At 69.2% G+C, this 24027-nt stretch carries 19 protein-coding genes; 8 read left to right on the top strand and 11 right to left on the bottom strand.

From position 1 onward, the window contains the following. Positions 1 to 259: 259 nt before the first annotated feature. Complete coding sequence (nhaA, locus tag M9979_RS07750; RefSeq protein ID WP_254288774.1) at positions 260 to 1645, top strand: Na+/H+ antiporter NhaA; 1386 nt, start codon at positions 260 to 262, stop codon at positions 1643 to 1645. Between the two features lie 7 nt (positions 1646 to 1652). Here the strand turns inward: nhaA and treY are convergent, their stop codons facing one another. From treY to M9979_RS07705, 9 genes are all read right to left on the bottom strand, one after another. Next, a complete protein-coding gene (treY, locus tag M9979_RS07745) occupies positions 1653 to 3941 on the bottom strand; it encodes a malto-oligosyltrehalose synthase (RefSeq protein WP_254288773.1) in 2289 nt (762 codons plus the stop codon). Continuing rightward, positions 3938 to 5845 carry a 4-alpha-glucanotransferase gene (malQ, locus tag M9979_RS07740; protein ID WP_254288772.1) on the bottom strand — a complete coding sequence of 636 codons (1908 nt, stop codon included), beginning with the start codon at positions 5843 to 5845 and terminating at the stop codon, positions 3938 to 3940. Before malQ ends, treY begins: the two co-directional genes overlap by 4 nt. 436 nt (positions 5846 to 6281) lie before the next feature. Next, positions 6282 to 7976, bottom strand: coding sequence for a malto-oligosyltrehalose trehalohydrolase (gene treZ, locus M9979_RS07735; RefSeq protein WP_254288771.1), 1695 nt, complete (start codon positions 7974 to 7976; stop codon positions 6282 to 6284). Next, entirely contained in the window at positions 7973 to 10084 is a 2112-nt protein-coding gene (gene glgX, locus M9979_RS07730) for a glycogen debranching protein GlgX (RefSeq protein ID WP_254288770.1), read from the bottom strand. Before glgX ends, treZ begins: the two co-directional genes overlap by 4 nt. Positions 10085 to 10204: 120 nt before the next feature. Further along, positions 10205 to 10411 (bottom strand): hypothetical protein, encoded by a 207-nt coding sequence (locus tag M9979_RS07725; protein WP_254288769.1) that lies wholly within the window; start codon positions 10409 to 10411, stop codon positions 10205 to 10207. Positions 10412 to 10562: 151 nt separating this feature from the next. Beyond that, positions 10563 to 11114: a DNA-3-methyladenine glycosylase gene (locus tag M9979_RS07720; RefSeq protein ID WP_254288768.1), complete on the bottom strand. Its 552-nt coding sequence runs from the start codon at positions 11112 to 11114 to the stop codon at positions 10563 to 10565. 353 nt (positions 11115 to 11467) lie between these two features. Further along, the gene (locus M9979_RS07715; protein WP_254288767.1) at positions 11468 to 12427 is read right to left on the bottom strand and encodes an alpha/beta hydrolase; all 960 of its coding nucleotides are present in this window, start codon (positions 12425 to 12427) and stop codon (positions 11468 to 11470) included. Between the two features lies 1 nt (position 12428). Next, positions 12429 to 13529, bottom strand: coding sequence for a rhamnogalacturonan acetylesterase (locus M9979_RS07710; RefSeq protein ID WP_254288766.1), 1101 nt, complete (start codon positions 13527 to 13529; stop codon positions 12429 to 12431). 182 nt (positions 13530 to 13711) lie between these two features. Next, on the bottom strand, positions 13712 to 14500 hold the full coding sequence (locus tag M9979_RS07705) for a rhamnogalacturonan acetylesterase (protein WP_254288765.1): 789 nt from the start codon (positions 14498 to 14500) through the stop codon (positions 13712 to 13714). 179 nt (positions 14501 to 14679) lie between these two features. On the opposite strand from M9979_RS07705, the gene M9979_RS07700 reads away from it, so the two are divergent. Beyond that, positions 14680 to 15297 (top strand): DUF6250 domain-containing protein, encoded by a 618-nt coding sequence (locus M9979_RS07700; protein ID WP_254288764.1) that lies wholly within the window; start codon positions 14680 to 14682, stop codon positions 15295 to 15297. A gap of 11 nt (positions 15298 to 15308) precedes the next feature. Continuing rightward, entirely contained in the window at positions 15309 to 18026 is a 2718-nt protein-coding gene (locus M9979_RS07695; protein ID WP_254288763.1) for an exo-rhamnogalacturonan lyase family protein, read from the top strand. 142 nt (positions 18027 to 18168) lie between these two features. Here the strand turns inward: M9979_RS07695 and M9979_RS07690 are convergent, their stop codons facing one another. Then, a complete protein-coding gene (locus M9979_RS07690) occupies positions 18169 to 18417 on the bottom strand; it encodes a glutaredoxin domain-containing protein (RefSeq protein WP_254288761.1) in 249 nt (82 codons plus the stop codon). On the opposite strand from M9979_RS07690, the gene M9979_RS07685 reads away from it, so the two are divergent. Further along, entirely contained in the window at positions 18416 to 18853 is a 438-nt protein-coding gene (locus tag M9979_RS07685) for a reverse transcriptase-like protein (RefSeq protein WP_254288759.1), read from the top strand. The two genes, M9979_RS07690 and M9979_RS07685, sit on opposite strands and share 2 nt — an antisense overlap. A gap of 48 nt (positions 18854 to 18901) precedes the next feature. Here the strand turns inward: M9979_RS07685 and M9979_RS07680 are convergent, their stop codons facing one another. Then, positions 18902 to 19498, bottom strand: a complete 597-nt coding sequence (locus M9979_RS07680) for a DUF4142 domain-containing protein (RefSeq protein WP_254288758.1) — start codon at positions 19496 to 19498, stop codon at positions 18902 to 18904. 99 nt (positions 19499 to 19597) lie between these two features. Between M9979_RS07680 and M9979_RS07675 the strand changes: the two genes are divergently transcribed. From M9979_RS07675 to M9979_RS07660, 4 genes are all read left to right on the top strand, one after another. Further along, positions 19598 to 20014 (top strand): DUF3597 domain-containing protein, encoded by a 417-nt coding sequence (locus M9979_RS07675; RefSeq protein ID WP_254288756.1) that lies wholly within the window; start codon positions 19598 to 19600, stop codon positions 20012 to 20014. 165 nt (positions 20015 to 20179) lie between these two features. After that, positions 20180 to 21814, top strand: coding sequence for a TldD/PmbA family protein (locus M9979_RS07670; RefSeq protein ID WP_254288754.1), 1635 nt, complete (start codon positions 20180 to 20182; stop codon positions 21812 to 21814). A 12-nt stretch (positions 21815 to 21826) separates the two neighbouring features. Beyond that, on the top strand, positions 21827 to 23161 hold the full coding sequence (locus tag M9979_RS07665) for a TldD/PmbA family protein (protein WP_254288753.1): 1335 nt from the start codon (positions 21827 to 21829) through the stop codon (positions 23159 to 23161). Positions 23162 to 23305: 144 nt separating this feature from the next. Then, positions 23306 to 24025, top strand: coding sequence for a DUF4159 domain-containing protein (locus tag M9979_RS07660; RefSeq protein WP_254288751.1), 720 nt, complete (start codon positions 23306 to 23308; stop codon positions 24023 to 24025). Positions 24026 to 24027: the final 2 nt, after the last annotated feature.

Below are 24027 nucleotides of genomic sequence, written 5' to 3'. Positions count from 1 at the left end.
AAAAATCACAAACAAGCCCTCACCGCCTGCGCACGGAAACTCCTCATCTACGCCAACACCGTCCTCGCCAGACAAGCCGAATGGATGCCCGCATCATAATGGTTGCTGAGCCTGTCGAAGGGCAGGTGAGTCTCACGGTGCTTCGACAGGCTCAGCACGAACGGTGGAGGCGGAGAGGGGGCGGGCACCCCCCGGCCAACGGAACGCATGCCACGTCTCACCCGTATGGTTACCCGACATCCACATCACGGGACGACACATGGCGCTGACCCCACGCGTTTCCGGGCAGGTCGCGGCGCGGGCGCATCATTCCCCGGCGGCGGGGCTCGTCCAGAAGATCGGGCCGTTCTTCGCGATCGGACAGGTGTCGGGCGGGCCGCTGCTGATCGCGTCGCTGCTGGCGCTGGCGATCGTCAATGCGCCGTTCGGGGCGGATTACGTGCGGCTGTGGGACCGGCCGATCAGCCTCAGCTACGGCGCGTGGACGCTGTCGCGGTCGGCGGCGGAATGGGTCAACGACCTGCTGATGCCGCTGTTCTTCCTCATCATCGGTACCGAGGTGAAGCGCGAATTCGTCAAGGGATCGCTGGCGTCGTGGCGCACCGCGGTGTTTCCGGTGGCGGGCGCGGTCGGCGGGCTGGTCGTGCCGATCGGCATCTACTGGGCGTTCAACCACGGTACGCCGACGCAGCACGGCTGGGGGGTGGTGGCGGCGATGGACACCGCGTTCAGCCTCGCCGTCGTCGCGATGTTCACGACGCGGCTGCCGCCGGCGGTGCGCGCGGTGCTGCTGGCGTTCGCGGCGATCGACGACGTGTTCGGGCTGCTGGTCATCGCCTTCGCCTATACCGCCGCGATCCAGCCGTGGTTCCTGGCGCTGGCGGGCGTCGCCTACCTGGCAATCGTCGCGCTGCTGCGGCTGCGCTGGGTGGCGCCCATCCCCTATGTGCTGCTCGGTCTCGCGGTGTGGATCGGCGTGTTCGGGTCGGGCGTGCACCCGACGATCGCAGGCGTCGCGGTCGGGCTGCTGCTGCCGACGCGGTCGCGATTGTCGGGGCGTGGCTTCGCCGAGCGCGTCCAGCGGCCGGTCGACCAGTTCAAGGAAGCGCAATCCGCCGCCGAACAGACCGACGATGCCGAGGTCGCGGCGGAGCAGCAGGAGCGCGCGCAGACGCGGCTCGGCTATATCCACGAAATGGCGGCGGCGACCGACGAGGCGGCGGAGCGACTGGTGCGCATCCTGACGCCGTGGGTGTCGTATATCGTGCTGCCGCTGTTCGCCTTGTCCAACGTGCGCATCCACCTGTCGGCACCGGCGATCGGCGCGGCGATGCACGCGCCGCTCAGCCTGGGGATCGTCGCCGGGCTGGTGATCGGCAAGCCGGTGGGGTTCCTCGGCGCGACATGGCTCGCGACGCGGCTCGGCTCGGCGACGCTGCCCGAGGGCGTGACGTGGCGGATGGTGCTCGGCATCGGCGGGGTGGCGGGAATCGGCTTCACCATCTCGCTGTTCATCACCGAACTGGCGTTCACCGATCCGACGCAGACCGAGCTGGCGTCGCTGGCGATCCTGTGTGCGTCGCTGGTGTCAGGGGTGTTCGGCTATCTGATGTTCTGGCACGCGGCGCGGGTGGCGGAGGCGTAGCGGCGGGTCAGGCGAGCGCGTACCCCACCGCGCGGTTCGCGAAGACCTCCGCTGCGGTGCATGTCCGTCCATCGGCGAAGGCGATCGTCGCATCGGGCACCTCCGTCCCCCGCACCAGCGCGGCGACCGCGAGCGTGCGGCCGTCGTGGCTGCGGGTGAAGGCGCAGATCCGGTCGCTGCCTTCGACGGAGGCAGCGACGTAGTCGCCCTTGGCGAACAGTGTCGGGTGCGCGCGTCGCAGGGCGAGCAGGTCGGCGATCAGCCGCAGCTTCGCGGGTGCTGCGTCGCTGCCGAGCAACGCCGCCCGCGTCGCGTAATCGACCGCGCGGCGGTTGTCGGGATCGACCAGGCTGAGATCGGCGAGCTCGGTGCCCTGATACAGGTCCGGCACGCCCGGCACGGTATAGCGCAGCAGCGTCTGGACGAGCGTGTTCGCCTCCGCCGCCGGCGCGAGGTCGGCGACGAACGCGGTGACCTCGGCGACGAAACGCGGATCGCCGAGATAGGCGTCGACCAGCGTCGCGGCGGCGGCCTCATAGGCTTCGTCCGGCGCCTCCCACGACGAGCGCAGCCGGGCCTCGCGCAGCGCCTTCTGCTGCCACGCCTTGACCCGCTCGGCGAAGTCGCCGTTCGCGCCGTCGTCCGGCCACGCGCCGACGATCGTCTGCAACAGCATGTAGCGGTCGCCGCCATCGACGTCGTGGCCCCAGCCCCAGGCCATCGCCTCCCACGCCTTGACGCGGGCGCGCCAGACGTCGGGGATGGTGCTCAGCACCGCGAGCCGGGCGCGGACATCCTCGCCGCGCTTGTGGTCGTGCGTCGCGGTGGTCAGCATCGCATGCGGCACGTCGCGCGCGCGGTCGGCCATCAGCTGATGGAACGCCTCGACCGGCACGCCCAGGATCGTCGCGTCGAAGCCGACGTCGTTGCGCGAGAGCAACCGGCCGGAGCGGTAGAAGGCGGTGTCCTCGACCGATTTGGCGGCGATCGGTGCGGAGAGCTGCTGGAAGCGGCGCACCGCGTCGGCAGCGTCGCCCGGTCCTTCGCCGGCGAGCCATGCGAGGATACGGTCGACGACATGCGCCTCGCCGGGCGGGATCAGCCATGCGACACGCTCGCGCACCAGCCCGCGGATCGCGGCATCGGTCGCGGGGGCGGCATCGCCGGTGCCATAGGTGCGATAGACCGGGAACACCCATAGCAACCGCTCGATCGCGCGGCGCAACATTGCGGGGGTGACCGCCTCGTCGTCGTTCAGCGCGACGAAGGCGGCGACGCAGGCATCGAGCTGACCGGCGAATTGCCACGCGAGCAGGTCCTGCCGCGCCTCGAACTCCTCCGCCTCGAACCCCTGATAGCGGCCGCTGATTTCCTGCCACAATTCCTCGAGCGGCAGCGCGCCGAGCGGCTCGTGGATCAGCAATGCCACCTGTTCCATGAAGTCGTAGCCGCTGGTGCCGTCGGCACCCCAGCCGACCGGCTGGCCTTCGCCGGGCCCAAGGATCTTCTCGATGACGATCCATGCATCGGGACCGAGCCGTTCGCGCAAGCTTCGGCAATAACCGATCGGGTCGGTCAGCCCATCGACGTGATCGATGCGGACGCCGTCGATCAGCCCTTCGTCGTACAGGCGAAAATAGAGCGCGTGCGTCGCCTCGAACACGTGCGCGTCTTCGATGCGGATGCCGGCGAGGTCGTTGACGGTGAAGAAGCGGCGCCAGTTGAGTTCGTCGTTGGCGACGCGCCAGCTCGCGAGGCGATAATGCTGGCGGTCGAGCAAGGTGGCGAGGTCGGTGTCCTGCACGTCGGGGCGCAGCGGGAAACGGTGCTCGCCGTACGCCACGATGTGGTCGCCCTCGACGGCGAGGTCGCCATTGGCGATCGTCGCCGCCAGCGTGTCGCCGAGCACCGGCAGCAGCAGCCGCCGCGACCAGTCGATGTCGAAGAAGCGCGCATAATCGCTCGCCTGTCCGTGGGCGAGGACGTCGTTCCACCATGCGTTGCCGCCGCCGGCGACGCCCATATGGTTGGGGACGATGTCGATCACCACGCCCATGCCGCGAGCCTTGAGCGCGGCGACGAGACTGCGGAAGCCCTCTTCGCCGCCGAGGTCGGGCGCGATGCGGGTCGGATCGATGACGTCATAGCCGTGGGTCGAGCCCCTGGCCGCGACGGTGATCGGCGAGGCGTAGAGGTGGCTGATCCCCAGCCGGTCGAGATAGGGCACCAGCGCCTCCGCATCGGCGAAGGTGAAGCCGGCGTGGAACTGCATGCGATAGGTGGCGCGGGGCGTCATGCTTGGCTCTTTGCTGAAAGGATGACAGCGCGACGCGCGACCTCGGGCCGGGCGAGCAGCGCTTCGGTCGTGTCGGGCATGCGGCGGCGCCAATTGGGATGTTCGTCGGTGGTGCCGGGCAGATTGGGCTGTTCGGCGATCCCGACGAGGTCCTCGAGCGGCACGATCGTCAGCGGGCAGGGCGCCCGTGCGGTGAAGGCGATCGCGGCGTCGATCGCGGGCGCCGCATCGTTGGGCAACGGCCCGTCGGCGACGCCCGCCGTCTCACAGGCGGTCCACAGCGCCTTCCTCTCGCCAATGCGACACAGGCGGTCGGACGGTTCGTCGCCGCTGCTGCGCTTCAGCTTGTGGTTCCAGGTGATGTCGCGTCCCGTCCACCAGCCGGCCAGCGTCGCGGTGTCGTGCGTGCCGGTCATCGCCACCGCTGCCGCGTCCCAGTCGGTCGCGGGGATGAAGCCCGTATCGTCGCGCTCGAAGGGCAGGACGCGCATGCCGAGCATGCCCTTCGCCGCCATCGCGTCGCGGAACCCCGGCGGGACGGTGCCGAGATCCTCGCCGATGACGATCGCATTCGCCCGGTGCGATTCGAGCGCGAGGATGCGCAGCAGGTCGGCGAACGGCATCGCCAGATAGGCGCCGTCGCTTGCCCTGCCGCCGTCGGGAATCACCCACAATCGCTGCAGCCCCAGCGCATGGTCGATGCGCACGCCGCCCGCATGGCACAGCGCGGCGCGCACGGTGCGGATGAAGCCGTCGAACCCGGTCCGCCGCAGCGCGAACGGCGACAGCGCGGTGATCCCCCAATTCTGCCCCTGCGGCCCGAGCGGATCGGGCGGCGCCCCGATCGACAGCCCGGTCAGCAGGTCGCCACGCCGGCTCCACGCATGGCTGCCGCCCGCGTCCATGCCCACGGCGAGATCGGCGATCAGCCCGATCCGCATCCCCGCATCGCGCGCCGCGGCCTGCGCCTGCGCGAGGCTGGCGTCGGCGAGCCATTGCAGGAAGGCGTGGAACGCGACCTCGCGCGCATGATCGGCGACGAACCGCGCGACGGCGGCACCGGCGGGGTCGTGATAGTCCGCCGGCCAGTCCTGCCACCCGCATGCGCCGTCCGCCGCGAAGAAATGCGCGTGCAGCGCGTCGAAGCGGGCGTGCTCGTCCCAATCGGGTCGTCCGGCGCGCGCGGCGTCGAAGCGGGCAAGCAGGTCGGTAGGCGCTTGGTCGAAGGCGGCACGCAATTGCGCCAGCCGCTCGGGCCATGCCCGCTGCCAGTCGATCAACGCGCCGCCGTCCTCCGCCGTCCCGGCGACGCCCGCGAGCCCCGGATCGGCGAGCAGCGCATGATGAAACAGCCGGCTCGACGGCGCATAGGGACTGAATCGCGCGGCATCGGCGGGAAACAGCGCATGCGTCGGACTGATCGCCAGCACATCCGCCCCCGCGCGCGCGAAATCGCGTGCCGCTTCGGCGAGCGTGCCGAGATCGCCATACGGCGTCGGCCGGGACCCGCGCAGCGCCGGGACTTGCACCGCAGGCCCCCAGCCATGGCCGGGAGGCGGCGCGACGCAGCGTAGCGGCGCGATGGCGAGATCGATGACGCCGGCGGCGGTGTCGAGCCGGTGATAGCCCGCCTCGGCGATCGGCGGGATCGTACCGTCGGGGCCGATCATGATGGTGCGCGTGGTGCCGTCTTCGAGGATCAGTTGCGCAGGACCCGCTGCGGCGGAGGCGGCGACCGGCCGACCGACGTCGCCGGTGACGAACGGCACCCCGTCGATGCGTGTGTCGAGCGTGTCGAGGACCGCGCGCAGGACTGCGGCGTCGACGCGATGCGGACGTCCCTCGGCATCCTCCCATTCGATCTGCAGCCCCGCGGCAGCGGCTTCTGTGGTGAGGTCGGTCAAGACGCCACTCCGCAGCTAGGGGAGGTCGCTACATTCGCCCCCAACACCTCGTCATGCCGGACTTGTTCCGGCATCCACGGTGCCACAATTCCATCGGCGTGATGGTTTGCGGATCGGTGGACCCCGGAACAAGTCCGGGGTGACGTATGGATTGGAGAGAGGTCGGCGCTCGGCCAGAAAAAGGCTTTGTGCGCAGAGGCGCAGAGAACGCGGAGGCGTGCGCGCCGCTTGGCTGGTGTCGCGGCCCGATGCTTCGTTTCGACGGGATATGATTCACGCGAAGACGCGAAGACGCGAAGAGGAAGAACCACGGTCGACCCATGTGCACCTTCTTTGCGGCTTCGCGTCTTCGCGTGAAAATCTTCTTCAATGAAGAGAAGGCCGCCGCCGGCCCCGGCCGCAACCCCTCTGCGTCCTCCGCGCCTCTGCGCGCACCTCACTTCGCTATCCACGCACGAAACCGTTCGCCTTCAGCATGCAGCAATTCGCCCTCGCACGCCGGCAAAGGCGCCGGATCGTACGCCAGATCGAGCGCGATCGTCAGCACGCTGCCATCCCCCAGCCGCCAGCGCGCCGTCACCGCCGCATCCCCGATCGCCTCCGCGCCGATCGCCGAGGCGCCGGCAAGATACGGCACGATCGCCGCCTGCCGCAGCGCGATCAGGTCGCGGATCAGGTCGCGCCAGCCGTCCGCATCCGGCCCCGGCTCGGGGCGCGAGCGTTCGAACGTCTCGACCGCATTGGGATCGGGGATGCGCGCACGCGCCGCGGGGTCGGCAAAGGCGTCGAACTTGGCGAATTCCCTCCGCCGGCCCTCGCGCACCGCATCCGCCAGCGCGTCGTGGAAGTCGGTGAAGAACAGGAACGGGGTCTCGCTGCCCTCGGTGTCGCCCATGAACAGCAGCGGGATCTGCGGGCACAGCAGCAGCAGCGCGGTTGCCGCGCGTAGCCGCGCGGTGTCGGTCAGCGTCGTCAACCGCTCGCCCAATGCGCGATTGCCGACCTGGTCGTGGTTCTGCAGGAAAGCGACGAAGCGCGTCGGCGCGAGGTGCGCGCTCGGCGTGCCGCGCGGCGTGCCGTCGTGGTTGGCGGAGGGTTCGCCCTGATAGACGAACCCCTCCGCCAGACAGCGCGCCAATCGTTCGGCGGGCCGGTCGGCGAAGTCGACGTAATAGGCGCTGGTCTCGCCGGTCAGCAGCACATGGAGCACGTTGTGGAAATCGTCGTTCCACTGCGCGTCATAGCCGCCGCCGCGCAGCCGTTCGGCATCGTTGCGCTCGTTCTCGAGCATCAGGTGGATGTGGCGATCGGGAAACGCCGCGCGGATCTCCGCCGCCATCGCGTCGAGGAATTCGTCGTTGCCGATCGCATGGACCGCGTCGAAGCGCAGGCCGTCGATGCGGTATTCGCCAAGCCACATCAGCGCATTGTCGACGAAGAAGCGATGCACCGCCGCCTGCTCCACCGCGACCGCACCGCCCCATGGCGTATGGGCATCGGCATCGAAGAAATCGGGGGCATAGGTTGGCAGGTAATTCCCGTCGGGGCCGAAGTGATTGTAGACGACGTCGAGGAACACCGAGAGGCCGAAGGCGTGCGCCGCGTCGACCAGCGCCTTGAGTTCGGCGGGGGAGCCATAGGCTTCGGCGGGCGCATAGGGCAGGACGCCGTCATAGCCCCAGTTGCGCGTGCCGCCGAAGGCATTGACCGGCATCAGCTCGATCGCGGTGATGCCGAGCGCGGCGAGCGTCGGGATCCGGTCCATTACGCCGCGAAAGCCGCCGAGCACGCCGGCGTGCAGTTCGATCAGCACCGTCTCTTCCCACGGCCGCCCGCGCCAGTCGGGCGTCGTCCAGTCGTGCGCGGGGTCGATCACGAGGCTCCAGCCATGGACGCCGCCCGCTTGTGCGCGGCTGGCGGGGTCGGGCACCGCGCGATCGTCAAGGCGAAAGCGGTAGCGCGTCCCCGCCGGCGCCGGCGCGGTCGCGGCGAACCAGCCGTCCGCCTCCGCCGCCATCGCCAGCGGTTCGCCGCCGTCGATCTCGAGCGTCACCGCCTCGCGCGCCGGCGCCCACAGCGCGAAGCGGGTGGCCCCGTCGTCGCGCAGCTCCGCCCCCCAGCGCTGCGTCACGCCGCGTCGTCCGCGAAGCTCGCGGTCCAGGTGACGAGCACCGCACCCTGCGGCGCCACCTCGTAGCTGTCCTCGATCTCCACTTCGCCCTGTTCGGGCCTGGCGCTGTCGATCAGCACGACACGCTGCGCGTGCGGCGGCGGCATGTGGAAGGTCACCGGGTCGGGCGAACCGTTGACCAGCAGCGACACCGCCTCGATCTCGCCCGCCACATTGCAGGTCGCGCGGCGCATCATCAGCGCGCGCCCTTCCGGGTTCTGCCAGTCGTCGTCGCTCAGCCGCTGCCCGCGCTCGTCCCACCATTCGATATCGTCGATGCCATGACCGGGCGACCCCTCGCCGTACAGGAAGGTCGCGGCGCGCAGCACCGGATAGCGACGGCGCAGATCGGCGAGGCGCGCGACATAGGCGATTTGCGTCTCGCCCGTCTCGCTCGCCGCGGCTTCCCAGTCGAGCCAGCTGATCGCATTGTCCTGGCAATAGGCATTATTGTTGCCCTGCTGCGTCCGGCCGAATTCGTCGCCCGCGACCAGCATCGGCGTGCCGAGCGAGGCGAGCAGCGTCGTCAGCATCGACCGCTGCACGCGCCCGCGCGCATCGTTGATGTCGGGATCGTCGCTCGGCCCCTCATGGCCCCAGTTGCGCGAATGGTTGTTGTCGTGGCCGTCGCGATTGTCCTCGCCATTCGCCTCGTTGTGGCGCTCCTCGTACATCACCGTGTCGGCGAGGGTGAAGCCGTCGTGCGCGGAGAGCAGGTTGATGCTCGCCCACGGCCGGCGCGAGCGGCGGTCGAACAGGTCGCCCGAGCCCGACAGCCGCGCGGCGAGATCGGCGCGCTGGCCGGGCTCGCCCTTCCAGAACTGGCGGACGGTGTCGCGATATTGGTCGTTCCATTCGGCGAAACCGGGCGGGAAATTGCCGAGCTGATAGCCGCCGGGGCCGACGTCCCACGGCTCGGCCATCAGCTTGAGCCGCCCCAGCACCGGGTCCTGCCGCACCACGTCGAAGAACGCCGCACCCGGATCGAACCCATCGTCCTCGCGCCCCAGCGTCAGCCCGAGATCGAAGCGGAAGCCGTCGATGCCGAAGCTCGTCGCCCAATAGCGGAGCGAATCGGTCACCATCTGGATGACGCGCGCCCTGGTCAGGTTGAGCGTATTGCCGGTGCCGGTGTCGTTGATCGTGTAGCGCGGCTGATCCTTGACCAGCCGGTAGTAGCTCGCATTGTCGAGGCCCCGCCACGACAGCGTCGGGCCCTTTTCCGACCCTTCGCAGGTATGGTTGTAGACGACGTCGAGGATCACCTCGATCCCCGCTTTGTGCAGGCGGTGGACGGCGCGGCGCAGCTCGTCCTGGCTGTCGGTCGACATATAGGCCTGCTCGGGCGCGAAGAAGCCGAGGGTGTTGTAGCCCCAATAGTTGCGCAGGCCCTTTTCCTGCAGGAACCGGTCCTGCGTGAAAGTCTGGATGGGCAGCAGTTCCAATGCGGTGACGCCGATCCGCTTGAGGTGCGCGATCACCGCGGGGTGGCCCAAGGCGGCGTAGGTCCCGCGTTCGCGCGGCGGCACCAGCTCCATCAGCTTGGTCAGCCCCTTGACGTGCGCCTCGTAAATCACCGTTTCGGACCAGGGCGTGTTGGGCTTCGTGTCGCGCGACCAGTCCCAGTGATCGTCCACCACCACCGCCTTGGGCATCGCCGGCGCGCTGTCGCGCTTGTCGAAGCTCAAATCTTCCTTGGCGTGGCCGACCTTGTAGCCGTGCAGCGCGTCGGTCCATTTGATCTGCCCGGCGAGCTTGCGGGCGTAGGGATCGAGCAGCAGTTTGTGGGGATTGAAGCGGTGGCCGTTCTCCGGCTCATACCGCCCGTGCGCACGATAGCCGTACAGCAGCCCAGGGGCAGCATCGGGCAGATAGCCGTGCCACACCTCGTCGGTGCATTCGGGCAGGCGGATGCGTTGCAGCTCGCGCTTGCCGGAGGGGTCGAACAGGCACAGTTCGATCGCGTCGGCATTGGCGGAGAAGACCGCGAAATTGACGCCGAGCCCGTCGAACGTCGCGCCGAGCGGATAGGGCGAACCGGCGTCGAGCCGGTCGGGCAAGGATTGCAAGCGGAGGCCCCCGTGGATCGTTGAGGGACCTGAACGCAGGTGCAGCATGGAAGCTCCCGAACCGGGAGCGCCGCGTCGCCGCGCCGGAGAATCGCATCTCCGGCGCGGCGAGGCGAACGGTCACTTCTTGGCGAGCGGATCGACGCCCCGGGCGCGCCAATCGCTCAGCTTCTTGCACGTACGGATCGGCAGCATCGAACCCGTGATACGCTGTTCGAAGCAGACGCGCGGGTCATAGGCCGCCGGCGCGGTCGGCTGCGGCGCGGTCGTCGCGGGGACCGGCGTGGTGTTGGACAGGATGGCGGCGGCGATGGCGGTAATGAGCATGGACTTCCTCCCAAGGAACAGCGCGATGCGGCTGCAGGTGTGTCAGTGCATTATGTATGCCAAACACCTTGCAGGAGGGAGGCGGGCGATATTCATGCGCTGCGGGTCGCAAGGCGCGCCACAATGTGGCGATCCGCGCCGATCGATGGGGTCAGCGGGCCGGCTTGCTCAGGAAGCGCGAGCCTGCGTGGCAGAAGCGCCACGGCGTCTCGACCGCGCGGGTGATGCCGATCCGCGCGCCGCTATGGACGAGCAGCGGATCGCCCGCGGGGCGCAGATCGAACGGCGGCGCATCCAGTGCCGCGCCGTCGAGGCCCTTGTCGACGCCCAGCGCCTGACACAATCGTCCCGGCCCGGCGCACAGCAGCCGCGGATCGGACAGCCCGCGCCGCGCGATCATCGCGTCGAGGCCGTGCGTCGGCTCGATCGCGCGGATCAGCACCGCGCTGCCCGGCTGGCAGACCAGGTTGAGGCACCAGTGGATGCCATAGCTGCGATAGACATAGGCGTGGGCTGCCGGCCCGAACATCGCCGCATTGCGCGGCGTCGGTCCGCGCACGCTGTGCGAGGCGGGGTCGTCGGCGTCATACGCCTCGGTCTCGACCACGATCCCGCCGACGCCATCGACGAGCAATGTTGCGCCGATCAGGTCGCGCGCAACGGTAGCGACGTCGCGGTCGAAGAAAGTAGGGGGCAGGGGCATGGACGAGGCCTTACCCGCTTGTGTCTTGCCCGAACATCGTGGCCAGGATTCTGCTCGCGCCTCTCATACGACGTCACCCCGGACTCGTTCGAAACCTCTGCGAAAGCTCGCGCCCTTTCAGTGCTCCCGCGCAGGCGGGAGCCCAGAGCCGAGCAAAACAACGGCTTATGGGACTCGGGACTCCTGGGCTCCCGCCTGCGCGGGAGCACGGATAGGGTTTCGCAGAGGCCTCGATTCGTTCCGGGGCCCACCCGTCCGCACGCCTCTTGGCTTATGCTTTGCTGAACAATGGATGCCGGAACGGGTCCGGCATGACGGTGTGGGCGTCGTAAAGCCGAGTCCCCACTCGTGCATCATCCCCGCCACCCATGATCGCCCGCCCAGTTCGCGAACAGGTCCAGCCACGGCACCGGCGTGCCGTCGCGATGCGCGGCGGGCGGGCCGTGGCCGCCGCGTTCGAAGATCATCAGCTCGCTCGGCACCCTGGCGGCCTGCAGCGCCTCCCACATCAGCACCGCGTTGCGCGGCGGCACGACGGGATCGTCGGCATTGGCCGCGACGAAGCTCGGCGGCATGTCGGCGGGCAGGTCGATCTGCGCCGAATAGCGCCGCTGCCACGCGGGATCGGCGGCGTGCGCGCCCAGTAGCTCGCGCCGCGACTGCGCATGGACGCCGTCGTCGAGCATCGTGACGACCGGAAAGAACAGCCCCGCCACATCCGGCCGCGCCGGCCACCGGTCGGCGGCATCGACGGGATCGTAGACCGGCGAGCCCGCGCGCGTCGCCAGCCGCGCCGCGACATGCCCGCCCGCCGAAAAGCCGGCAACCGCGACGCGCGCCGGATCGATCGCCCAGCGCGTGCCCGCGCCGGCGCGGATCACCCGCATCGCGCGCTGTGCATCCTGCAACGCGACGTCGGCCCCCGCCGCCCAATTATCGTGCGGCAGGCGGTAGAGCAGCTCGAACGCGGTCACCCCGCGGGCGGCGAAGTCGCGCGCGATGCCGCCGCCGGTGCGCCCGACCGCGACCCGCGCATAGCCGCCGCCGGGACAGACCAGCACCGCCGACCCGTTAGGCCTGGCGGGCCGCACGACGGTCAGCATCGGCGTGCCGACATGCGGCCACGCGATGTCGTCCGCCCCGCCGGTCGGCGAGCGCTTGACCCATTGGTCGACGATATTGCACCCCTCGCCACCGGGTGGCGCCTTGGGCCACAACGGGAAGCGCTCGACCGCCGGCTCTGCTGCGGCGACGGCGGGCAGGGGCAGCATGGCGGCAAGCCCGCCGGCGATAACGGTACGTCGCGTCGTCATCTCAATTCCCGTCCGGCCGCGTGGCATCGTGCGCCAGGCTGGGCGCGAGGCGGAAGCTCGCCGGATCGGGCGGCCGCGCCGGATCGAACGGCGGGAGGTCACTGCGCAGGTGGACACCCAGCGGCAACCCCGCGATCCCCTGCGCCACGGCGCGCGCGAGCACCCAGGCGCCGTAATTGTCGTGGTGCGTCGCGTCCTTGCCGCCGTCGTTGAACGCGAGCGGCGCGCGCCCCGGCCCCAGCGCCTCGTAGAAGGCGATGCTGGCGGCGTTGAGGTCGATCACCGGCACCGTCAGTTCGGCACCGACCGTCTTCACCGCCGCGGCGTATTCGGCGAGCGTCGGCTTGATCCGGGTCCCGGTCCACATCCGCCGCTCCGGCGAGGTGACCAGCACCGGCGTCACCCCACGCCGCCGAAATTCGGCGATCCACGCGCGCAGGTAATCGCGGTACGTCGTCTCGGCGGCGGCATAGGTCTGCGGCCATTGCGCCTTCTGGTCGTTGTGCCCGAACTGGATGAGCGCGACATCGCCCGGCTTCGCCGATTCGAGCACCTTGGCGAAGCGCAGCTCGCTCATGAACGATTTCAGCGTCTCGCCCGATTCGGCGTGGTTGGCGATGGCGATATCGGGCTTGAAGAAGACGGGCAGCATCTGCCCCCAGCTCGCCGCCGGTTCCGCCGGCTGATCGGTGACGGTGGAGTCGCCGAGCAGGAAGACCGTCGGGACGGTGACGGGTTCGATGCGAATGGCGGTGACGCCGGGATGGTCGCCGAGGATCTCGAGCGACAGCCGGTCGTCCCAGTTGAGCGACCCCGTCTCGCGCGGCTTGAGCAGCACGCGGTCGCCGCCCGGTGCGTTCGCCGGCGGCGGGGTCAGGGTCGCGTTACGGACGTTGACGACGAAGCTGCGCGTGATGCTGCGTCCGGCGGCGGCGGCGATGGCGTCGAGCATCAGGCGGCGCGATTCGGCCTTGATCGTGGTGACGGTGGCGACCTTCGGCAGCCCGAGCGTCACGGTGACGCGATAGTTGCCGGGGGTGGCGGGGACGGACCAGGTACCGGGTTCGTCGATCGTGACCCGTTCCTCACATACCTCCGTCATGCCGGACTTGTTCCGGCATCCACCGTTCCGCGCATCCTCCGGCTTCGACGCTTGCTGCGCGGTGGACCCCGGAACAACGGGTCCCATCAAAGTATTACTTTGATGGGTGCCCTGTCCGGGGTGACGGAGGGGGGAGGCTAGGGCAGTGCCCGCTACCGTCGCTGCCACTATACCTACCCACATCACCCGCACGACGGCCCACCCGCCGACGTCGCGCGCATCAACGCCGGCACATGCGGCGTCACCCGTTTCGCGATCGGCAGCCGCGTCGCCTTCAGCCCCACCGCGACCAGATCCGCCACCCGCCGCGCGCCCAGTTCACTGAAATGCGTGTCGTCCGCCACCCCCTTGGGATAGCCCGGCGCACCCGCCGCGCCCTCGTAATGCAGGTAATAGGCCTTGGCCGCGTCCGGCCCCGCCGCCTGCACCATCGCCTGCGACGCCTTGCCGAGGTCGATCAGCGGCGTGTGGGTCGCCTTCGCCACGGCGCGCGCCGCATCGGCATAGGCGGGAAAGCTCGGCTGTTCGACGCCGTCCTTGAAGTCGCGACGCGCCACCGGGGTCAGGATCACCGCCTTCGCCCCCGCCGCCCTGGCGACGGCGAGGAAGCGGTCGAGGTTCGCCTTATACTGCTCCACCGTGGTGTAGCGTTCGGGCTTGTCGACGCTCGCGTCGTTGTGCCCGAACTGGATCAGCAGCGTGTCGCCCTTGCGCAGGTCCCTGGCGATCGCATCGAGCCGGCCTTCGCGGATGAAGCTGTTGGTGGAACGCCCGCCGATCGCGCGATTCTCCACCGTCACGCCCGGCACCGCGCAGCGCAGCATCGTGCCCCAGCCCGATTGCGGATAGCGATCCGGCTTATAGTCCTGTGCAGTCGAATCGCTGGCGATGAAGATGCGTGGGGGCGTATCCGCCGCCTGCGCGCCGCCGGCCGCTGCGACGGCCAGGGCCAGGACGATGCCGATCTTCATGTCGCTCTCCACATGATGTTTCTTTGTCCCGCATCATGCGATGCGATCGCGCCCCACGCAACTGCCATTATGTGGGATCGATAATGAATATTCGGGATAGGCTTGGCATGCTGACCCACTCGTCCTAAACAGAGCCAGGCGCCGCGAGAGCGCCTCGCGGAGGACCGATGGGCGGATATGTGAACCTCGTGGCCATGGCGGCGTCGCTCGCCATCCCGTCCGCCTGGACGATCGAGGCCGAATCGCCCGCCGCGCAGGTCACCTTTCGCCACGGCACGATCGACATCGACAGCCCCAAGGGGCTGACCCTGTGGTGGCGCCGCCCGGTCGCCGCACCGGTGACGATCGCGTTCGAGGCGATGGCCGTCGCCAAGGGCGGCGCCAACGACCGGGTCAGCGACCTCAACGCCTTCTGGATGGCGACGCAAGCGGACGGCGGATCGGTCCTCACCCACCCACGCAGCGGCGCCTTCGCCGCCTATGACGACCTCAGGACCTATTATGTCGGCATCGGCGGCAACCGCAACGCGACGACCCGCTTCCGCCGCTACGTCGGCGAGCCCGGCAACCGCCCGCTGCTCCCGGAGCATGACCTGTCCGCCCCCGCCGACCTGCTGCGCCCCAACGTCTGGACGCGCATCCGGCTGATCGCCGACGGCCGCACGGTCGCGGTCGAGCGCGACGGGCGGCGGCTGTTCACGCTCGCCGACGACCAACCCTATCGCCGCGGCCATTGGGGGCTGCGCACCACCTGGAGCCACCTGCGCATTCGCCGCGTGACGGTGACGCAGCGCTGATGGAGAAAATCATGCACCCGACCCGCCGTGATACGATCCGTGCCGGCCTGCTCGGCGGCGCGACCGTGCTGCTGCCTGCGGCCGTCCATGCCGCGCCCGCGCCCGCCTTCGCGCCGGCGCCGATCCGCTGGATCGACGGCGCCGCGCCGGCGATGCACGCCGGGCAGACGTTCGGCGTCGCCTGGCCGCGTGGGGTGGTGAAGCGCGGCACCCGCCTCGCGGTGCAGACCGCCGCGGGCGAGGGCGTACCGGCGCAGAGCTGGACCACCGCGACCTGGCCCGACGGTTCGCTCAAATGGACCGCGCACGCCATCCCCGCCGACGTCGCCCCCGCCGGCCTGATCGTCACCCGCGGCCGCGAGACCGCGCCGCGCCAGCCGGTTCGCGTCACCGAAAGCGCCGACGCGGTGACGATACGAAGCGGCGAACTCAGCTGGGTCATCGCGCGCAGCGGCGACGCGCTGGTCCGCTCGGCGAGCTACGGCGGGCGGCCGGTGCTCGGCCCGGTCACGTTGATCGGCGCGGTGCGCAGCGATCCGCTGCACGGCGAGCCCACCCCCTTCGCCGGCACGATCGAGCGCGTCACCGTCGAACAGCGCGGGCCCGTGCGCGCGGTGGTGAAGATCGAGGGACGCCACGTTGCAGGTGACCGCCGCTGGATGCCTTTCACCGCCCGCCTTTACGCCTATGCGGGCTCGGCGGCGCTGCGCATCGTCCACAGCGTCGTCGTCGACGGCGATCCGGCGAAGGACTTCCTGTCCGCGCTCGGCCTCCGTGCCGCGGTGCCGATGACCGGCGCGCTGCACGATCGCCACCTGCGCATCGCCACCGACGGCCAGACCTTCGCGGAAGGGGTACGCCCGCTCACCGGCCTGCGCCGCGACCCCGGCAAGCCGTTCCGCGAGGCGCAGATCGCCGGACAGGCCACCCCGCCGCTCGCGCAGATGGCGCCCGCGGTCCGCGACGTGCTCGAGCGTATCCCGGCGTGGGGCGACGTCCGCCTCGAACAGCCCAATGCCAACGGCTTCACCATCCAGAAGCGCACCGGCCCCGGTCATGGCTGGATCGACAGCGCCGAGGGGCATCGCGCCCCCGGCCTCGCCTATGTCGGCGGGCCGACCGGCGGTGTCGCGCTCGCCCAGCGCTATTTCTGGCAGCGGCACCCGACCGCGCTCCACATCGACGGCGCCGCCGGCGATACCGCGCAGCTCACCGCCTGGCTCTGGTCGCCCGAGGCGCCGGCGATGGACCTGCGGCCCTATCACGGCGTCATGGGCATGGAGGGATACGACGCGCAGAACCAGGGCCTGTCGGTCACCTACGAGGATTACGAGCCGGGCTGGGACGACGCCGGCGGCATCGCGCGCACGTCGGAGCTGATGCTCTGGGCGCTCCCCGCCACCCCGCCGACCGAGACGCTGGCGGCGATGGCGCGGATGCAGGCGCAGCCGCCGCAGCTGATGGCCGCGCCTGCGCACCTCCACGCCGCGCAGGTGTTCGGCGACTGGAACCTGCCCGATCGCTCGACGCCAAACCGCACCGCGATCGAGAACCAGCTGACCGATCTGGTCGATTTCTACGCGGGCGAGGTCGATCGCCGGTCGTGGTACGGCTTCTGGAACCACGGCGACGTCATGCACAGCTACGACGCCGACCGGCATCAGTGGCGCTACGACATCGGCGGCTTCGCCTGGGCGAACAGCGAGCTATCGCCCGACCTGTGGCTGTGGACGCAGGCGCTGCGCACCGGCGACGCGCAGACCTTCCGCCTCGCCGAGGCGATGACGCGCCACACGGGGGAGGTCGACGTCTATCACACAGGCCGCTTCCGCGGCCTCGGCACCCGCCACGGCGTCCAGCATTGGAGCGACAGTTCGAAACAGCCGCGCGTCAGCAACGCCAATTACCGCCGCATCTTCTATTACCTGACCGCCGACGAGCGCGTCGGCGATCTGCTGCGCGACCTCGTCACGTCCGACCAGGCGCTGACCCGCGTCGAGATCGGCCGCAAGGTGCCCGGCGCGAAACGCCCGGTGCTGCCCGCGGGTACGATCGAGATGACCTTCGGCACCACTTGGTGCCCGCTCGCCGCGGCGTGGCTGACCGAATGGGAGCGGACCGGCGATACCCGCTGGCGCGATCGCATCGTCGCCGGGCTCGACGGCATCGGCCGGCTGCCGCACGGCTGGATGACGGGTAGCGCGCCGTTCGACATGGCGTCGGGTCGCTTCATCGACCAGAATCGCAAGATCGGCCTGTCGCACCTCAACGCCGTGTTCGGCGCGGTCGAGATCAGCGCCGAGCTGATCCGCCTGCTCGACGTGCCGCGCTACCGCGCCGCGTGGCTGGAATATTGCCGCTGGTACAATGCGCCGCAGGCGGACTATCTGGCCAAGTTCGGTGCCCCCTTCGGCCCGCGCAACCTGCGCGAGGGCCATTCCCGCCTGACCGCCTACGCCGCGTTTCAGGAGAAGGACGCGACCCTCGCCGCGCGGGCGGCGGAGGAGTTCCTGTCGGGCGACGCCGGACTGGGGACATGGCCTGCCGATCCGCGGCATGTCGTGGGCAGCGTGCTCGAATGGCCGGGCGTCTCGACCAACGCCGCCTCGCAATGGGGGCTCGCAGCGATCCAGACGCTGGCGCTGGTGCCGGAAGCGCTCGACCGCGTCGCGATCGTCGCGCCCGATGCGCCGGGACGCAAGCGGGCGAAGGACAACGGACGGGATTAGCGACCGCCTGCAAGGCAAAGGCTCTCGCCCTCACCCTTCGCCGCCTTCGGCGTCTTCTCCCTCTCCCGATGGGAGAGGGAGGGAGCGCCGAAGGCGCGGAAGGGTGAGGGTGACCGCAATGACTCAGCGATCGCGCCGTCCGCTACGCCGCCGTCGCCAGATAGCGTTCCAGATCGTCGCTTCCGCCGATCTTCTCGTCGCCGATGAACACCAGCGGCGTCGTATCGACCCCCTGTTCGGCCTTGAAAGCCTCGACCTCCTCGCGCGACCGCAGGATCCGGTCGTCGACCTCGAATCCTTCCGATTGCAGGATCTGCTTGGCGCGCACGCCGAACGGGCAGATATGCTCGGGCAGGACCATACGGTACAGGATGGCTTTGCGGGTGGTCATGACGGTTCCTTTTGGCGAGGGCGAGACTATAGCGCGGCAGGCGCCCGCCCGTTCCGCGCGGATGACGCTGCATTTCGACGGCGGCGCGCGGCCCAACCCGGGGCGGATGGAGATCGCCGTCGTCACCGGTGGCCGCGCCCACATCCGCGACGACGTCGGCGAGGGCGACAATTGCACCGCGGAGTGGATGGCGCTGCGCTACGCGGTGGAGATCGCGCTTGCGGCGGGCGCGCGGGATGTGTTGCTGGTCGGAGACGCGCGCACCATCGTCGAACAGGCGTTGGGGAATTGGCGGTGCCGCAGCCCACAGCTGCAACCACACCTCGCCGCCTATCGCGCCGCGATCGCCGGCATCGCGCGCGTCCACGTCCGCCATGTGCCGCGATCGAAAAACCTCGCCGGCATCGCGCTCGCCGCTCGCCACCCGCGCGGATAGGCGAAGGGCGCCCGCCGCGTGGCGAGCGCCCCTACTGGATCGGCCAACTTAGGCCTTGAGCGCCTTGGCCATGTTGAGATGCGCCGCCACCGTCGGTACCAGCCCGGTCGCGAACGTCTTGAGCGCGGGCACGTCGCCGGTCGCGCCATAGGCCTTCAGCGCGTCGAGCGTCTGCTGATGCCCGGACTGCTGCGCGGCGATATAGGCGGCGTCGAAATCGGCGCCGGTCTTGGTCTTGAGCGTATCGAGCGTCGCCTGCTGCTCCGCGGTCAGCGCCGGATCGGGGGTGATCGCCGGGGTCAGCGCGGCGGCCGTCGCCTTCAGCTTGTCGGTCGAGGCGGTGTGCGCCGCGATCATCTGGTTGGCGTATTTCTTCACTGCGGCCGATCCGCTCTTCTCCAGCGCCAGCTTCGACGTCTCGATCTCGAACGCGTCGCTCGCCGCGGCGGTGTTGGCGAACGTCTGGCCGGCGGCGGCGGGCGCGGTCGTGTTGGTCGCCGCCACGCCGGCATTGCCCGCGTCGAACGCGGCGCCGTCATTGGTCACGATCGTGGTGTCGCTGGTGTTCGTCGTCTCGGTCTTCGGGCCGCAGGCCGCCAGCGCCAGCGTCGATGCCGACAGGATCACCATGGTTTTCTTCAGCATTTTTCCGTCTCCCTTATAGCGCGCGATGAACGTGCCGTCCCGGCAACCCGTTCCTTCGCCAGACGTTGCCGCCTCGATCCATTCACGGGAGACGGAACGATGAGCATCTTCGGCAACATCATGGGCAAGATCTTCCACCACAAGGCCGCCGCGCCGCAGCCGGCACCGCAGACGACCCAGGCCGAACCGACGCCGGCGCCAGCGCCAGCGCCGACCCCCGCCGCCGCGCCGGCACCGACCCCCGCCGCGCCCGCAGAGCCGGTCGACGTCGGTGCGGTGCTGTCCGCCATGGCCGACATGAAGGACGGCGGCGGCGATTACCAATCGTCGATCGTCGACCTCCTGAAGCTGCTCGACCTCGATTCCAGCCTCGCCGCGCGCCGCGAACTGGGTCAGGAACTCGGCGTCCATGCCGGTGAGGACGGCAGCGCCGAACAGAATATCGCGCTCCACAAGGCGGTGATGGCCAAGCTCGCCGAGAATGGCGGGATCGTGCCCGATTCGCTGCGCAACTGACGGACCGTTCCGGCCCCGACAAATAAAGCCGTCGGCGTCGATTGACCAACCCTCCGGGCCGCGCGATGATCGGTGTATCAGGCGAGCAAGTCGCTCGTTTCGGCACATCATCATGGTGCGCGACGGCGACGACGCCGTGCGTGCCGGCTCGGGGGGACTGACGCCTTGCACAGACGGGATTTCCTGGCCGCGACCGGCCTCGCGATGGGCGGCGGCGTGCTGCCGTCGTTCCTCGGCCGCGCGATCGCGGCGGAGGAGCTGCAATCGACGCTCGACGTCGCGGTCAAGAAACGGCTTGCCGACGCCGCGCTCAACGCCGCCAAGTCGGCGGGCGCGACCTATTGCGACGTCCGCGTCGGCCGCTACATGCGCCAGTTCGTCATCACCCGCGAAGCCAACGTCCAGAACGTCGTCAATACGGAGTCGCTCGGCACCGGCATCCGCGTGATCGCCGACGGTGCCTGGGGCTTCGCCGCGACCAACGAGATGACGGTCGAGGCGGTCGCCAAGGCCGCAAGCCTCGCCACCGCGATCGCCAAGGCGAATGCGAAGACGCAGACCGCACCCGTCCGCCTCGCCCCCACGCCCGGCGTTGGCGAGGTCGCGTGGAAGACGCCGATCGTCAAGAACGCGATGGCGGTGCCGCTGAAAGACAAGGTCGACCTGCTCCTGGGCGTCAACGCCGCGGCGCAGGCGGCGGGCGCGAATTACGTCAATTCGATGCTGTTCCTGGTCAACGAGCAGAAGTATTTCGCCAGCACCGACGGATCGTACATCGATCAGGACGTCCACCGCATCTGGGCGCCGATGACCGTCACCGCGATCGACAAGGCGAGCGGCAAGTTCCGCACCCGCGAAGGGCTGTCGGCGCCGATGGGAATGGGCTTCGAATATCTCGACGGCAACACCAAGGACAAGTTCGTCTCGCCCAACGGCGTCGTCAATTACGGCCTGTCCTACGACATGAAGGAGGATGCGATCGCCGCCGCCAAGCAGGCGCAGGCGAAGCTCAAGGCGCCGTCGGTCAAGCCGGGCAAGTACGACCTCGTCCTCGACCCCTCGCACACCTGGCTCACCATCCACGAAAGCGTCGGCCACCCGCTCGAACTCGACCGCGTGCTGGGGTACGAGGCGAATTACGCCGGCACCAGCTTCGTGACGCTCGACAAGGTCAAGCAGCGCTTCCAGTACGGCAGCCCCGCCGTCTCGATCGTCGCGGACAAGCTGCAACCGGGCAGCCTCGGCGCGGTCGGCTATGACGACGAGGGCGTGAAGACGAAGAAGTGGGATCTCATCCGCGACGGCAAGCTCGTCGATCTGGAGGCGATCCGCGACCAGGCGCAGATCCTCGGCAAGAGCGCGTCGGACGGCTGCTGCTACGCCGACAGCTGGTCGAGCGTCCAGTTCCAGCGCATGCCCAACGTCAGCCTCGAACCCGGCAAGACGAAACAGAGCGTCGCCGACATGATCGGCGGGGTCGAGAACGGCATCTATATCGTCGGCGACGGCAGCTTCTCGATCGACCAGCAGCGCTACAATGCGCAGTTCGGCGGGCAGTTGTTCTACGAGATCAAGAACGGCAAGCTCGGCCAGCAGATCGAGGACGTCGCCTACCAGATCCGCACGCCCGAATTCTGGAACGCCTGCGTCGGCGTGTGCGATGCCAGCGACTATCGGATGGGCGGCAGCTTCTTCGACGGCAAGGGCCAGCCGGCGCAGGTCTCCACCGTCAGCCACGGATCGTCGACCGCGCGCTTCAACGGCATCAACGTCATCAACACCGCCCGTTCGCTCGGCTGAGGAGGATCGATCATGGCAATCTTCACCGAAGCCGAGGCGCGGGCGCTGCTGACCAGGGTCGTCGCGCTGTCGAAGGCGGACGAATGCACCGCTGAGCTGACCGGATCGATCGACGGCAACGTCCGCTTTGCGCTCAACGCGATCTCGACCAGCGGCATCGTCGCCAACACCGACCTTGCCGTGCAGGTGGCGTTCGGCAAGCGGGTCGGCACCGCGACGATCAATTCGTTCGACGATGCCTCGCTGGAACGCGTCGTCCGCCGCGCCGAGGACCTCGCCCGCCTCGCGCCCGAGAACCCCGAGTTCGTGCCCGCGGTCGCCAAGCAGGCCTATACGCCGACCAACACGTTCAGCCAGTCGACCGCCGACATCACTCCCGATTACCGCGCCAGGGTGGCGAGCGATTCGATCGCGGCGTGCAAGGCGCAGAAGCTGGTCGCCGCCGGCTTCCTGCAGGACGGGCAGAGCTTCGTCGCCTTCGCCAATTCGAAGGGCAATTTCGGTTACCAGCGTTCGAGCGGCCTCGATTACACCTGCACCGTGCGCAGCGAGGACGGCCGCGGGTCGGGCTGGGTCGGCCGCAACGTGCAGGATGCGAACGCCTTCGTCCCCGCCACCGACATCCGCACCGCGGCGCGCAAGGCGGCGGGATCGGTCGACGCGCGCGCGCTCGAGCCGGGCAAGTACACCGTCATCCTCGAACCCGCGGCGGCGGCGGGGCTGATCGGCTTCATGTTCAACTTCTTCGGCGCGCGCGAGGCCGACGAGGGGCGCAGCTTCCTGTCGAAGAAGGGCGGCGGCAACAAGGTGGGCGAGCAGGTCTTCGATCCCCGCGTCAACATCTACGCCGACCCTGCGCACCCCGAGGCACCAGCGCTCCCCTGGGACGGCGACGGGCTGCCGCGCAGCCGGTTGCAGATCGTCCGCGACGGCAAGATCGCCAGCCTCGATTACTCGCGCTACTGGGCGCAGAAACAGGGCAAGCCCGCGACCGCCTCGCCCGGCAACATCATCATGGCGGGCGGCACCAAATCGACCGCCGACCTCGTCCGTGGCACGCAGAAGGGGATCCTGGTCACCCGCACCTGGTACATCCGCATGGTCGATCCGCAGACCGTGCTGCTGACCGGCCTGACCCGCGACGGCACCTTCTACATCGAGAATGGCGAGATCAAATATCCGCTCAAGAACTTCCGGTTCAACGAGAGCCCGGTCATCATGCTCAACAACATCGACGAGCTCGGCAAGCCGGTGCGCGTCAAGGGCGACGAGAGCGACACGATCATGATGCTGCCGCCGATGCGGCTGCGCGACTTCACGTTCACCTCGCTGTCCGACGCGGTGTGATCGGGGTCGGCGGGGGATCGTGATGGACCGACGTCACCTCACATCCTCCGTCACCCCGGACTCGTTCCGGGGTCCACGGTGCCGCATGCCCACCGGCCGATGAGCGTGCGGAACGGTGGACCCCGGAACAAGTCCGGGGTGACAATGGGAGTGGGACAGGGAAGGGGACTCACCCGCCACGATTTCCTCCGCGCCGCGGTGGCGACCGCCGCCACCGCACTCCTCCCCCGCGCCGCCACCGCCGCCGGGGCGTACGACTTCTGGTTCACCCGGCTGCGCTACCAGTCGGGCGACTGGGACGTCGACCAGCGCATGCCGTCCAACCTTCTCACCTCGCTGGTCGACTATACCAACCTGCGCGTCGACCCGAAGGAACGCGTCGTCGCGCTCGCCGACCCCAGGATGCTCACCGCCCCCTTCTGCTACATGGCGGGACACAGACTGGTCGAATTCTCCGCCGCCGAACGCCGCAACTTCGAACGCTACGTGCGCAGCGGCGGGTTCGTGCTGGTCGACGACTGCAACCACGACATCGACGGCCTGTTCGCGCAGAGCTTCGAACGGCAGATGCGCGCCATCTTCGGGCCGAAGGCATTGGCCAAACTGCCGCGCAAGCACCCGCTCTACACCAGCTTCTTCAAGTTCGACGGGCCGCCCAACACCGGCTTCGAGCTGAACGGCTGGGGCGACGACCTCGTCCACGATTACCTCAGGGGCATCACCATCGATGGCCGGCTGGGGCTGCTCTACAGCAACAAGGATTACGGGTGCGAATGGGACTACGACTGGCGCAACAAGCGCTTCTTGGCGCAGGACAACACCAAATTCGCGGTCAACATCGTCATGTACGCGCTGAACGCATGAGG

This window comes from Sphingomonas liriopis, assembly GCF_024211255.1.
GTDB classification, from domain to species: Bacteria; Pseudomonadota; Alphaproteobacteria; order Sphingomonadales; family Sphingomonadaceae; genus Sphingomonas; species Sphingomonas liriopis.
This window is presented reverse-complemented; position numbering and strand designations above follow the sequence as displayed.